Here is a 13849-nt window from a genome sequence, read left to right on the forward strand (position 1 = left end):
GACAAAGAGGAACGTTATGAGTCAGGTTTCAATCGCCATTCCCGAGGGATTTATTCTCGGTGCAGCAGCCTCTGCATGGCAGACCGAAGGCTGGAGCGGCAAAAAAGACGGGCAGGATTCGTATCTGGATCTCTGGTACAAAAATAATCGCCACGTCTGGCACAACGGCTACGGTCCGGCGAAAGCCACCGATTTTATCAATCGTTATCAGGAAGATGTGGCGCTGATGAAAGCCAGCGGACTGAGCCACTACCGCACGTCCGTCAACTGGTCACGCTTTCTGACAGATTACGAACTGGGTACCGTCGATGAAGAGTATGCCGCATATATTGACGACCTGCTCGATGAAATGAAACGTCACGGCATCGAACCGATGTTGTGCCTGGAACACTATGAATTACCGGCGTTTCTGATCGAGAAATACGACGGCTGGAGTTCGAAAAAAGTTGTCGAATTATTTGTGTTGTACGCAGAAAAAGTCTTTGAGCGCTATGCCGGAAAAGTCAGTCGCTGGTTTACCTTCAACGAACCGGTGGTGGTACAAACCCGTGTCTATCTGGATGCAATTCGCTGGCCGTTTGAACAAAATACCGCCAAATGGATGCAGTGGAATCATCACAAAGTGCTGGCGACCGCCAGCGTTGTCGAACTGTTCTACCGTAAAGGCTATAACGCCTCGGGCACGGTGGGGGTCATTTTAAATCCGGAAGTGACTTACGCCCGCTCAACAGCAGCACATGATCAGCAGGCGGCACATTTATACGATTTATTCTATAACCGCGTATTTTTAGATCCGATGATTAACGGCGAATATCCGCAGGAGTTGTTGGAATTACTGCAAAAGCATGGCGTGCATTTTGATTATTCCGCAGAGGAACTGGCCGTTATTCGGAACAATACTGTGGATGAAGTGGGTATTAATCTCTATTACCCGCACCGGGTGAAAGCACCTTCCCGCGAATGGAATAAAAACACGCCATTCCATCCGGCGTATTACTACGAACACTTTGAATTACCCGGTCGCCGGATGAATAAATCGCGTGGCTGGGAAATATACCCGAAAATTATTTACGACATGGCGATGCGCATTAAAACCGAATACGGAAATATTGCGTGGTTTGTGGCGGAAAACGGCATGGGTATCGAAAATGAAGATCAGTTCCGCGATGCCATCAGCGGGGAAATTCAGGACGACTATCGTATTGAATTTATTGCCGAGCATCTTTACTGGACGTTAAAAGCGCGGGAGGACGGCGCCAATTGTCAGGGATATATGCTCTGGGCCTTTACCGATAATGTCTCGCCAATGAACGCCTTTAAAAACCGTTACGGACTGATCGAGATTGATCTGGAGAACAACCGTGATCGCCGTCAGAAGAAATCATCTCACTGGTTTAAATCGCTCAGTGAAAGTGGTGTGTTGTCTTTAACGCTGGATGACCAGGAAAAATAACCTAAGGAAATACCATGAAACGAATTGTTTTAGCTTGTTCGGCAGGAATGTCCACGTCACTGGTGGTCACTAAAATGGAAAAAGAAGCCGCTGCCCGGGGTATGGAATATCAGATCTACGCGATCCCGGAAAACAATCTGCGCGATGAGCTTGAGGCGTATGGACGCGATATCGTCGCCGTGCTGCTCGGGCCGCAGGTGCGTTTTAAGCTGACGGAGAATAAAAAGCTGACCGATGAACACGGTATTCCGATCGCAGTGATCGACATGGTGGCTTACGGCACGTTAAACGGTGCAAAAGTGCTGGATCAGGCACTATCTCTGATACAGTAACATCCGGTCTTTCTTGTTTCGTGTATCAGGGTGATTGTGTGGAAAAAGGTGTGGTTTCGCAGGACAAAAAGCAGTATCAGGAAATCGGGCACGACCTGCGTGAGCAAATCAAGCAAGGGCATTTTGCCGTGGGATCCCGCCTGCCGCCCGAACGCAATATGGCGGAAAACTACGGCGTCAGCCGGACGATAGTGCGTGAAGCCTTACTGATGCTGGAACTTGAGGGCACAGTCGATATCCGTCAGGGTTCCGGCGTGTATGTGATCCGCATTCCTTCTCAGGAAGAAGGGGAAGACGAGCTGATGTATCAGGGGCAGATCGGGCCCTTTGAAATCTTACAGGCGCGGCAGTTGCTCGAAAGTAATATTGCCGCGTTTGCCGCCAAAATGGCGACCAAAGCGGATATCGAAAATCTGCGTCGCACGCTTGAGCAGGAACAAACCGCTATCGTGGCTAACGATGAAAGCGGTGACAACGACAAGTTGTTCCACCTGCTGATTGCCGGTGCGACACAAAACCAGATGCTGCTCGATTCGGTGAAAAATATCTGGATGCACCGGGATTCCAGTCCGCTGTGGAAACAGTTACACAGCCATATTGCTACCCGGGGTTACCGCCTGAAATGGCTGGCTGATCATCAGAATATTTTGGCTGCCCTGCGCCGCCGCGACGTCATGGGCTCGTACCAGGCGATGTGGCAGCATATGGAAAATGTAAAAAATACACTGATGGAATTGTCAGATGTTGATGCGCCGGAGTTTGACGGGTATCTGTTTGAATCTGTACCAATTTTTCAGGGAAAGCTGGTCTGAACACCATGAAGATTATTAATCTGAGTGAACGTCCTGAATTTCAGGACGCGGTGACAGACTGGCTTTGGCGGGCGTTTGGCAGCGAAAATAGTCGCGAATTTTTTGCCAGTGTGGTGCGAAGCAGCCTGTCCGGCGCGGACTTACCGCAAACTTTTATTGCACTCGATGAAGGTAGACTGGCAGGCACCGTGGGGTTATGGCGCTGCGATTTAATCAGTCGTCAGGATCTTACCCCGTGGCTGGCGGCGTTATACGTGGATAAGCATTTCCGCTCGCGCGGACTGGGGCAGCAGTTACAGCAGTTTGTGCTGGAACAGAGCCGCCGCAGCGGCTTCGGGGAGTTATATCTGTACGCCGACTTCACCGGTTATTACGAACGTTTTGGCTGGAAATACATCGGCGATGCCCTGGATTATCCGGATAAGCCGGTGCATCTTTTTCATCAACTTCTTTAGCTGTTGGCCGGGCTGCTCACCGAGTGACGCCGCACCAGCGTCGGGCTGAACATGTGAGTGGTTTCCGGTAACGGCTGACCATTTGCCAGCGCTAATGCCAGTTGCGCTGCCTGACTTGCCATGGCCACGACCGGATAACGTACGGTGGTCAGACGCGGGCGCAGGTAGCGCGAAATCAGCACATCATCAAAGCCAATCAGCGAAATTTCGCCCGGTACATCAATACTGTTATCGCTTAAGACTGATAATGCACCGGCGGCCATCGGGTCGTTGTAGCAGGTCACTGCCGTAAAACCTTTGCCCAATCCTAATAAGTCCGCCATGGCTTTTTCGCCTCCGATTTCATCGGGTTCCGCGTATGCAATCAGCTTGTCATCGACCGGGATGTTATGTTCGTTAAGGGCGTCGATATAGCCCTGAAGGCGGTCGCTGGCATCGGAAATGCCATGGTTAGAACACAAAATCGCGATGCGCTGATGCCCGGCCTGGATCAGATGACGCGTCGCCAGCCAGGAACCGTAGCGGTCATCGAGTGCAATACAGCGCTGTTCGAAGCCCGGTAACGTGCGGTTAATCAGCACCATTCCGGGGATTTGCTGCATCAGGCTGGTCAGCTCATCTTGCGGGAGCATTTTGGCATGCACGACTAATGCCGCACAGCGGTGGCGGATCAATTGCTCAATGGCCTGACGCTCTTTTTCAACGTTGTGATAACCGTTACCAATCAGCAGAAAATTACCGGTGGCATAGGCGACTTGTTCAACCGCTTTCACCATCGCACCGAAAAAGGGATCGGATACATCAGCCACGATCAGCCCCAGTGTTTCGGTCGCCTGCTGGGCGAGGGCACGGGCGTTGGCATTGGGATGATATTGCAGATGTTGCATGGCGTTCTGTACGGCTTCCCGCGAGCTGTCGCTGGCTTTCGGGGAATGGTTAATCACGCGTGATACGGTCGCAACCGATACGCCTGCCAGTTTTGCTACATCCTTAATCGTTGCCATAACACTTCTGTTTCCGTGAGGGTAATCGTTTACACGGACCAGTTTTGCGGAAAAGACCGCTGGCTGCAAGGATGCTGATCGCAACTTTAGGATGTAAGCGGGATGTAACGGGAAAAATACCTGAAGGTTTTGCGCCTCCCCTGCGCAGGCGGCGGCGGGGAGAGCGATTTTGCTGGGAAACGATTTCCGGCGTAAACGTCAATCTGGTTTCATTCTGACTACACCCTTCCTTCCTCCTTAATCCACTGCATAAAATCATCGATAAACACTCTTGTTTTAAGTGGCAGCAGTTTATTGGGAAGGGTGATTGCGTAGGTGTTACGCGGCAGGGGATTCTCCACTCGCCATTCAGGCAACACGCGATGCAATTTACCATTAGCGATATATCGGTTGGCGATGAAAGTGGGGATCAGCGCAATGCCGACACCCTGCAAGATGGCATCAATCATGGCGTCGCTGTTATTGATCATCAACCGTGGAACCAGCGTCACAGTCTCCACTATATCATTGTGCCAAAAACGCCAGGCACCGCGAAATTGCCGTTCATCGGGGAAAAAAATGTTGTGTTTGGTGAGTGCAGCCGGGAAATCGGGCAGTACTTCGTCGTAATCCGCAGCACAAACCAATACATAATCGATAGGCATCAGGGCACGGGCTACCATATTCTCCGGTGGACTTTCGGTTACGCGCAGTGCCAGATCGTAGGCGTCCTGCGTCAAATTAGTGACGCGATCGGTCAGCGAAAGCTCGACGTTTATTTCCGGATAGCGGCGTAAAAATGCGGGCAGAAAAGGGGTGAGCAGAATCTTACCGAGTGTGTTTGGCGCGGTGATACGCAAAACACCCTGAGGGGTATCGCTGAAGCTATCCGCCCGGGAGAAAAGTGTCTGCGTAGCGGACAGTACCGTCAGCGCCTGCTGGTAAATTTCCAGTCCGATCTCGGTTATGGCGACAGAGCGGGTCGAGCGGGTAAATAACACCACATTGAGGCGTTTCTCCAGACGGTCAATCATCCGGCTCACAGAAGAGGGGGCCAGCGAAGTCTCCCGTCCTGCTGAAGAAAAACTTCCTTTTTCAACCACCTGAATAAAAACGGACAAACTGGGAAGGAGTTCGGCTAACTCATTTGTGCTTTTCACGCATAGCTCTTTTGTTTCTGGAATATCTATCCAAATTATCATCAAGCCGTATGATGTTCAACAGAGGCAACCTCTGGTGAGAATTAGTCATAATAATCAATTTAATTAACAGGTTAGCTATGTTGAACCAAACGGTTATTGAACGGATCCGCCAGCACGATGTGCTGAATGTTGGCGTTAGTCTGGGTTTTAAAGGATTGTCGTTTCGCAATGTATTACACAATTGCTGGGAAGGGTTCGACATTGATTTAGCCCGGGCGGTAGCAGTGGCGGTGTTAGGTGATGTCGGAAAAATTCATTATATGCCATTGCAGTCCGGTGACCGGTTTCGGGCGCTGCGTGACGGAGTGATTGACCTGGGGTCATTTAATTCCAGCATAACTTTCCAGCGTGAAACCGAGTCAGAAGTCAGTTTTGTTCATCCGATGCTGTTTGATGGCGAAGTGCTGATGACGCCGGCGGGTAATTTGCTCGAACCCGTTGAACAGGTAAAGTATACCCGCGAGCGCCGGATAGCGGCCATGCGGGGATCCACCACCGAAGAGAATCTGAAGCGTTACTTTGGAAATTTAAATCTCTCTTGCGAGATCCGACTGTTTGATTCGCCGACTCAGGCCCGTCAGGCTTATCAGCTAGGCGAATGCAATATCTACTGTCTCGATTCCTATTTGCTGGCCGGCGAACGTGCTCAGCTGAAAGATAAAGAAGCGCATATTATCTTGCAGGATCGTATCTCGCTGGAAGCCATGTCACCGGCAGTGTCCTCGCATGACACGCAGTGGCTGAAAGCGGTAACCTGGATCATGCGTACGCTGATAGAAGCGGAAAACTTACAGGTCACCAGCAAAAACATTCTTGAAATGAGTCAGGAGGCGACGGGCTACCTGCGCACTTTCCTTTACCCGTCAGAGCAGCATTGTAAAAATCTGGGGCTGCGTCCGGATTTTATCCGCGCGATCATTCATCAGGTCGGAAATTACGGTGAAATATTCCAGCGTAATTTAGGTAAATACTCAGAGCTTAATCAGGAACGTCGGGATAATAATTTATGGTCTCAGGGGGGAATGCTGTATTCGCCTTTATTTATCTGACATCTTATTTCACCCAAGTTAATTTAATAACACATTTTTTTTACGATTATCATTTTAATATTCTTTGGCAGGAACGTCATGAGTGAGTTATTGGCTGAAAAACAGCAAAAGATGGTATTGTCCGGTTCAGTAAAAAAAGGTTTTAGTTATTTAGAAACAGAGCCTGATAATGTAGATTTCAGCATTATCAAAAATATTATTCTGCACGGTCATCATCAGGGTAATGTTCTGTATATTATCCGTAATTTTGCGGATAAAGAAATCTGCCAGGATGTAGCAGAAAAGTTTAATCAGATGGTGAATCGCAACGGTGGCGGAAACCGCGCCGATGACGGTTTTGTTCTGACCAATCAGATTGGCGCCACGCAGTTTTCACGTAACGGTGAAAACTATATGGCGGAAGTGAACCGGGTAAACGCCAGTGTTGCAGAACTGATGTCCGTCGCGGACAGTTATGCCACCGAATCCCTGTTCCTCAACCGTACGCTGGAAGATTTATTCCTTGACGAAGGGATCCATTTTGGTCCGGCGCGTTATAAGAATTCTTACGCCTGTTTTGCCACGTTCCGTCGCTGGCTGGATAACGGTGTCATGTCGCTGATGCCGCATGAAGACCGCGCCCAGCTTAAGTTTGCGCAACAGGATGATTTTGAAATTGCCGATGCCATGACGGTGACTGCGTTTAATGTGTGCCTGGAAGCGGCGCAGGGCGGTGGCGAATTGAAAATGTGGAATCTCGATCCGGATGAGCCTTGCCGCGCCCGCTTTGGCGTGACGGACACCGGTTATCCCTATCCTCCGCACCAGTTGCAGGGCGTGGAATCCCTCTCAGTGCGACTGAATGCCGGGGATATTTACTTCATGAACGCCTGTCATCTGCACGGTGTCAGCAGCGTCAGTCAGGGAAGCCGTCTTACGGCCGGGCGCTTTATTGGCAGACTCAATAATAGCAAAGTGGTGTATTGGACATAACCGGAGCGAATTAATCATGGTGGTTCCTTATCTCTTTGTCCTGAATTAATAACGAGTCTTATATGGAATATGTTAATCATCTTGCGGCCGGGGGATATGCATTTATCCCCGGAAGTTATTATCAAACGTTGCCTGATATCAATTGCGATAATAAAGATATTTTTCTTTCTGAACTTGAGCAATTAAAACTGGCATATGAAAAACTGACGCTGGATCCTTATTCTGCTGGGAATCGCTGGCGCGGTTATGCGCAATGCCGGCGTAATGAGCAGGGTGAGCTCAGTTTTGGTCATTTTACGGAATATAAGCAAACTAAAAAATACAATCCGGACACCGGCGGTATTGTTCGCCATTATCCTTTGCTGCCCGAAAATATTACTGCTAACCGCCTGATGCAGACGATTTTGCAGGACGACATCGCTTTTGTTGAAGCTTATAAGCGTATCGGACCGCTGGAAGAGTTGTCCGTCGGCATTCATTTATTCCGCTATGAGGCGCAGTGTGATGCGCCCGCGTACAGCTCGCCCGTCTGGCTGCATAAAGATGATGAGGATGTGGTGTTTGTTCACCTGATCCATGCCTCCGCCAACATGCTGGGTGGCGATAATTTGATTGCCCCAACCCCTAAAAATATTGAGCGGGTGCTGCGTCTGGAGGCGTTATTCGACACGCTGGTGGTAAATCACGACAAATACCATGCGGTGACACCCATAGGCTGTCGCCAGCCGGGGGAGACGGCACTGCGTGACATCATTCTGGTGACGTTCCAGCGCACGATGAAGGAAGCGGCATGAGCCTGAAATATAAAGCGTTTATCACGGGCGCATCCAGTGGTATCGGTCAATCGATGGTGGCGGCCTATCTGGCCGCCGGCTATGCGGTAGAGGGTATCGACTGTTCCCCGTCCGTTTTCGCCAATGAACCTGAGTATGTTCACCACCAGCTGGATATTACCGATTCAGTGCATCTGAATGGCGTATTTGAAGCGGCAGAATACGCCAGCGATAACAATGTCTTAATAAATTGCGCCGGTACGCGTGAAATCTGCCGGATCGATGAATTATCACTGTCACTGTGGGAACGTGTTTTTGCCGTTAACGTGACCGCCAGTTTTGTTGCCGGACGTGCATTCTGTCAGCAGCTGGTTCGCCATAACCTGCCGGGCAATGCCGTCAATATCGCTTCGGTCTCCGGCCTGATGGGCGAGCCTGATCGCACCGCCTATGTCTCATCAAAGCACGCCGTTATCGGCCTGACGAAACAGCTGGCGCTGGAATACGGCAAGCATCGAATCCGGGTGAATGCCATTGCGCCCGGCGTTATCCGCACGCCGCTTACCGAACCTTACTACGACAATCCGGCACAGATGGAGAAGATCCAACGTGGTCAGTTCCTGCCTGTGCTGGGCGAAACGCAGGATGTGGCAAAAGCGGCAATGTATCTCACTTCTTCCGATGCGCGATTTGTGACCGGTTCCACCCTGGTTATTGATGGCGGCTGGACGATTGGTAAAGACCTTTAATCCGATGGCCGGCATAACGGCCACTACTGACTTGCAGGAGTTTTATTATGAACAACACCTATATTTTGATTCTGGGCGGTGAGTTTGCTTTGCGTGAGCGTGTGCTGGCGGGGGCTTTACGTGCTTCAGGCGGAATGCGGGTACTGACGATGGCAAAAAATCGCACCTCGCCGACAATCAAATTTTTCGACGGCTTTATACCGGGAGATGTGGCCGATGCAGAGGCTGTGCTACGTGCCGTACAGGCCCATCAACAGGAAACCGGTGAAACTCCTGCGGCGGTTATCCCGATGAATGATTTTACCGTGCGCGCCGCCAGCCTTCTGACTGAGCATTACCAGCTTTACGGAAATGATTGCCAAACGATCACCCACTGCCGTGACAAATTTGTGATGAAGCAGATCCTGCAAGCCGCTGGCCTGCCGGTGCCTCGCTTCGCTGCGTTCCGTACGCTCAACGAACTGAAAACATTGATTGCAGAGTTCGGTCTGCCGGTGGTGATTAAACCGCGTGAACTGGCGGGGAGTCTGGGTGTATTGAAAATCACTCACGAACAGGAAATCGAAGAAGTGTTCGCCCGTTGCGTTACCGATGTGATTTCACTCAATGGTGAATCCTTTGCGCCGGAAGACTTGTTCCAGATCGAGGAATATATTCCGGCGTGGCAGGAAGTCAGCGTTGAGGTGATCAATCAGGGCGACTATCACCGGGCAATAGCAGTTACGGACAAATATCTGGGTGAAGAGCCGAATTTTGTTGAAGTCGGCCACAGCATGCCGTCGCTGCACAGTGACAATCAATCACTGCGTGACATAGCTGAACGGGCCTGTCATGCACTGGGGATCCGTTACGGGGTGGCGCACTTTGAAGCACGTATTACGCCTGCCGGTGAAATCAAAATCATCGAAGTGGGCGCGCGCACAGGGGGCGACACCATAATGGATTTGGTGGAAAGAACCTACGGTATCAACCCGTATGAACTGCACGTACTCAGCCATCTGAACAAACTTAAACCGCTGCCGGATACTCTCAAACCTCGCGGCCTGAGCGCCGTTGCTTTTATTAAAGCCGACGTGGGTGTGATTGAGAAAATCACATTGCCCGCCAGCCTGCCGGCTCATGTGGTGAATATGCAGGTTACCGCTAAGCCGCTGGATCTGTCGAAAAAGCTGGTGTCGTGGAAAACCCGTGAAGGTTCTATCGAGTATTTCTGGCCACAGCGTGCCGCAGAACAGGGTTTTGACGAGCACTTAACGATTGCCGATCAATACGCCCGATCGCTGTTTACCCTTCGTCAGGTCTGATATCCCCCGAGCCACCTCATTTGTGGTGGCTCCTGAACTCCTTTAAGGAAAGCAATGATATGAACAGTGATCGTTTTGGATTAAAACGTTTCGTCTTTTCCCGCTTTGCCGGGTCACTGTGCGATCAGTTTTTGCTGTTTGCCGTGCCGCTGGCGATTTTAAAAGCGACCGGTTCTCTCACCTTTTCCTCGCTGGCATTCGTGATTGAGTGGTTGCCGCGCATTCTGTTTTTCCCGCTGTCAGGTTTTCTGGCTGACCGTATCAAGCCCCGCTTTATCTTCTTTAACGTGGAAGCCGGACGCTGTGTGTTAATGGTGGTCGCTTTCCTGACCCTGACCTTTCATCCCGGCGCCACATTCCCGGTGCTGGCGGTCATGATGGCGCTGCTGTCGGTGGCCTATGTGCTGAACTTTGTCGCCACTGAGGCGCTGTTACCGCGCCATATCCCCGCAGAGGCTCTGCCGAAAGCCCATTCAATGTTACAGGGTGTCGACCAGACCACGCAGGTTCTCGGCCCGGCGCTGGCAGTGGCAATTTCCGTTTATGGTGGCGTCGGGGCGATTTTAGCCTGTGCAGCCGTGCTGTTTGCTGTCTCTGCTATTAACTATCTGTTCCTCGAAACTCATGACGTGGAAATTGCAGAAAAGATGAGTCTGCGGTCCATTGTGCAATCCAACATTACGGCGATTCAGGTGCTTAAGCAGAATAAAATCCTGCTGCATCTGTGTGCGCTGACCTGGGTAGTGAATCTGGTATACGGTGCGGCGCTGGTGGTGAGTGCTGCGGTGATCCTCAAAGAGTTTCATCTGCCTGAGAGTTACTTCGGGGTATTACAGACCTCGGCAGCGCTGGTCACCATCATTACGTTTTTCTTTGTGCCGCGAATTGCCAAACGTTTTGGGCTTTCCACGCTGGGGACCCTGTCATTTTGCGGCATGATATTGTCAGGTGCCCTGATGTCGCTTTCACTCGATTATGCGATGTATCTGGCCGGTTACGCATTACTGATGGCTTTTGATGGTGCATTCAGCGTCTACCTGCGCACCTTACGCAGCCAGATTATCCCGCAGAAACATCTGGGGAAAACCATGGGGCTTATTGGCCTGATGAATATGTGTTCGGTACCCGTTAGCGGTCTGGCGGTGACAGCGTTGGCAGGCAGCTTTATGCCGTTGCAAATTATCGCCATCATTCTGATTTTTGCACTGATATTAGGATTGATGTTGATCGTCATCGGCCGCCGTGCTTTCGGCTACAACAGCTGGCTACCGCCTGTGATCGCTCAGCCACAGGCCTGAAACGGTCATCCCGTCTCAAACGATGAATAATGGGGAGCACATCCCCTTTTCTGTTTATCCACATTTGTGCTTTGAGTTATCAGCGCAGTGAATGGTATTTTAAAGTCACTTATCTGCGCTGAGAAAAATAGAAAATATGTCGATAAAACGCTATCCGCAACTGGCCCACTGGGGCGCATATACTGCCGTGGTAGAAGATGGCCGGTTGATCCGTTGTGAACCTTATCAGGCGGATGCCGATCCTTCCCCTTTACTGGATTCCATTGCGCCGCTGGTTTATTCCGACAAGCGTATCCGTAAACCGGCAGTGCGCCGTTCGTGGCTGAAACACCGCGAAAACAGCGATCGCTCGCTGCGTGGCCGTGAGGATTTTGTCGAAGTGGACTGGGATCTGGCGCTGGATCTGGTGGCCGAAGAGAATAAACGCGTGCGTGACCGTTACGGCGCTGCCGGTATCTTTAACGGTTCTTATGGCTGGTCATCCGCAGGGCGTTTACACCACGCCCGTTCTCTGGTGCGTCGTTTTTATTTCACCGGCGGCGGCGGGGTTGATCAGCAGGGCAATTACAGCTGGGGCTCGGCGCAATTTTTCCTGCCGTATGTTATCGGTACTTTTACGCCGCTGACCGGACGCGTTACTTCATGGCCAAGTGTGGTCGAACATGCTGACATTCTGGTCGCGTTTGGCGGCCTGGCGCTGAAAAATGCGCAGGTCGCTTCCGGCGGTGCAGTGGAACATACCCTGAAACCGGCGCTGGAACAGCTGGCGAAAAAAGGCACCCGCGTCATCAATATCAGCCCGATGCGCGACGATTGTCCGGAATTCGTTAATGCCGAGTGGATCCCGATCCGCCCGAACACCGATGCGGCGCTGATGATGGCCGTTGCGTATGAAATTCAGCGTAAAGAAGCGCAGGATGAGGCGTTCCTTGCCAGCCATTGCGTGGGTTATCCGCAACTTGCCGCGTATCTGCGCGGCGACACGGACGGCACACCCAAAACGCCTGACTGGGCGAGCGCTATAACCGGCGTGCCGGCTGAACGTATTGCGCGTCTGGCGGATGACCTGATCGGTGTGCGCAGCTTTATTACCTGTTCGTACTCCGTACAGCGTGCTCACCGTGGCGAGCAGCCTTACTGGATGATGATCGCCCTCTCTGCCATGCTCGGGCAGGTCGGTTTGCCGGGCGGTGGTTTCTCCTTCGGTCACGGCTCGATGAACAGCGTGGGTAATCCGCGTTATGACACGCCGGGGCCTGCCGTCAGTGCCGGGCCGAATCCGTCTGGTTTGTCGATCCCGGTGGCGCGCATCAGCGATATGTTGCTCAATCCGGGCCAGCCGTATGAATTTCAGGGCGAGACGCTGCATTATCCCGATATTCATCTGGTGCACTGGGCGGGGGGTAATCCGTTCCACCATCATCAGCAGCTTAACCGTCTGGTCGAAGGCTGGCAGAAGCCGGATACCGTGATTGTGCAGGATAACGTCTGGACGCCGGCCGCGCAGATGGCCGATATCGTGCTGCCTGCGACAACATCGCTGGAACGTAACGATATCGGCGGTTCATCGCGTGACCGCTTCGTGCTGGCGATGCATCAGGCCGTTGCGCCGCAACATCAGGCGCGCAATGATTTTGATATTTTCGCGGATATTGCCGACCGTCTCGGTTACCGCGAGCAGTTCACTCAGGGGCGTAATGAGGATCAGTGGCTGCGCCATATTTACCGTCAGTGCGGCGAAGCGCAAAAAGGCACGGGTGTGGAATGGCCTGATTTTGAAACCTTCTGGGAGCGCGGTTTTGTTGAACTGCCGGTACCGGAAAAAGATTACGTATTCTTCGAGGAATTCCGCAAAAGTCCGCGCGCTAATCCGCTGGGGACACACAGTGGCAAAATCGAACTGTTCTCCGAAACCATCGCCGGTTACGGCTATGAAGATTTCGCACCGCACCCGGAATGGCAGCCGCCGGTAGAATGGCTGGGCGCGGAAAGTGCCAGACAGTGGCCATTGCACCTGATTTCCATTCAGCCCAAAGATCGTCTGCACAGCCAGCTTGATCAGTCGCCGCTGGCGCAGTCGAACAAAACCGCCGGTAAGGAAACCCTGTTCATGCATCCGGAAGATGCCCTCAGCCGTCAGCTTAAGGACGGCGACCGGGTGAAAGTGCACAACGCGCGCGGCAGTTGTCTGGCGGGTGTTTCGCTTAACGACGGCATTACGCGTGGCGTGGTGCTGATGTCCACCGGCGCCTGGTTTGATCCGGGCTTTGGCGGCCAGTGGCAGGAAACCGAGCAGGCGGGGAATCCGAATGTGCTGACGCTGGATATCGGTACGTCGCGCCTGACGCAGGGGCCAAATGCCATGAGTTGTTTAGTCGAGGTCCAAAGTATTTAAGGTGGTTTTTAAACAGTTAGCCTGATTTATGATAAATCGGGCCTATTTTCACCACTGGTTACATTTTGCGGG

13 protein-coding genes are annotated in these 13849 nt (G+C 51.9%); 11 read left to right on the plus strand and 2 right to left on the minus strand.

Annotation, left to right across the window (positions count from 1 at the left end; genetic code table 11):
* Positions 1-16: 16 nt before the first annotated feature.
* Genes EVX52_RS20860 through EVX52_RS20875 form a run of 4 tightly spaced genes read left to right on the plus strand, consistent with a single transcriptional unit; the run spans position 17 to position 3052 of the window.
* Positions 17-1453, plus strand: coding sequence for a glycoside hydrolase family 1 protein (locus EVX52_RS20860; RefSeq protein WP_129992042.1), 1437 nt, complete (start codon positions 17-19; stop codon positions 1451-1453).
* Positions 1454-1467: 14 nt separating this feature from the next.
* A complete protein-coding gene (locus tag EVX52_RS20865; protein ID WP_129954931.1) occupies positions 1468-1785 on the plus strand; it encodes a PTS sugar transporter subunit IIB in 318 nt (105 codons plus the stop codon).
* A 38-nt stretch (positions 1786-1823) separates the two neighbouring features.
* Positions 1824-2597, plus strand: coding sequence for an FCD domain-containing protein (locus tag EVX52_RS20870; protein WP_129954932.1), 774 nt, complete (start codon positions 1824-1826; stop codon positions 2595-2597).
* 5 nt (positions 2598-2602) lie between these two features.
* The gene (locus EVX52_RS20875) at positions 2603-3052 is read left to right on the plus strand and encodes a GNAT family N-acetyltransferase (protein ID WP_129954933.1); all 450 of its coding nucleotides are present in this window, start codon (positions 2603-2605) and stop codon (positions 3050-3052) included.
* Here the strand turns inward: EVX52_RS20875 and galR are convergent.
* Positions 3049-4056 carry an HTH-type transcriptional regulator GalR gene (galR, locus tag EVX52_RS20880; RefSeq protein WP_129954934.1) on the minus strand — a complete coding sequence of 336 codons (1008 nt, stop codon included), beginning with the start codon at positions 4054-4056 and terminating at the stop codon, positions 3049-3051. The genes EVX52_RS20875 and galR overlap by 4 nt on opposite strands.
* A 218-nt stretch (positions 4057-4274) precedes the next feature.
* On the minus strand, positions 4275-5195 hold the full coding sequence (locus EVX52_RS20885; protein ID WP_129954935.1) for a LysR family transcriptional regulator: 921 nt from the start codon (positions 5193-5195) through the stop codon (positions 4275-4277).
* A gap of 119 nt (positions 5196-5314) precedes the next feature.
* On the opposite strand from EVX52_RS20885, the gene EVX52_RS20890 reads away from it, so the two are divergent.
* The 7 genes from EVX52_RS20890 (at position 5315) to EVX52_RS20920 (ending at position 13777) form a co-directional block, all read left to right on the plus strand.
* Complete coding sequence (locus EVX52_RS20890; RefSeq protein ID WP_129992043.1) at positions 5315-6286, plus strand: transporter substrate-binding domain-containing protein; 972 nt, start codon at positions 5315-5317, stop codon at positions 6284-6286.
* Between the two features lie 78 nt (positions 6287-6364).
* A complete protein-coding gene (gene hilA / locus EVX52_RS20895; protein WP_129954937.1) occupies positions 6365-7258 on the plus strand; it encodes an L-isoleucine 3(1)-dioxygenase in 894 nt (297 codons plus the stop codon).
* Between the two features lie 62 nt (positions 7259-7320).
* On the plus strand, positions 7321-8052 hold the full coding sequence (hilB, locus tag EVX52_RS20900) for a 3(1)-hydroxy-L-isoleucine 4-dioxygenase HilB (protein WP_129992044.1): 732 nt from the start codon (positions 7321-7323) through the stop codon (positions 8050-8052).
* The gene (locus EVX52_RS20905; protein WP_129954939.1) at positions 8049-8780 is read left to right on the plus strand and encodes an SDR family NAD(P)-dependent oxidoreductase; all 732 of its coding nucleotides are present in this window, start codon (positions 8049-8051) and stop codon (positions 8778-8780) included. The genes hilB and EVX52_RS20905 overlap by 4 nt, the downstream gene beginning before the upstream one ends.
* Before the next feature lie 47 nt (positions 8781-8827).
* A complete protein-coding gene (locus EVX52_RS20910; RefSeq protein WP_129954940.1) occupies positions 8828-10084 on the plus strand; it encodes an acetyl-CoA carboxylase biotin carboxylase subunit family protein in 1257 nt (418 codons plus the stop codon).
* 59 nt (positions 10085-10143) lie between these two features.
* Positions 10144-11382, plus strand: coding sequence for an MFS transporter (locus EVX52_RS20915; RefSeq protein ID WP_129954941.1), 1239 nt, complete (start codon positions 10144-10146; stop codon positions 11380-11382).
* A 136-nt stretch (positions 11383-11518) separates the two neighbouring features.
* A complete protein-coding gene (locus tag EVX52_RS20920; RefSeq protein WP_129992045.1) occupies positions 11519-13777 on the plus strand; it encodes a molybdopterin guanine dinucleotide-containing S/N-oxide reductase in 2259 nt (752 codons plus the stop codon).
* The last annotated feature ends 72 nt before the right edge of the window (positions 13778-13849 follow it).

It is taken from the genome of Rahnella sp. CFA14(1/10), from assembly GCF_004195095.1.
GTDB lineage: Bacteria > Pseudomonadota > Gammaproteobacteria > Enterobacterales > Enterobacteriaceae > Rahnella > Rahnella perminowiae.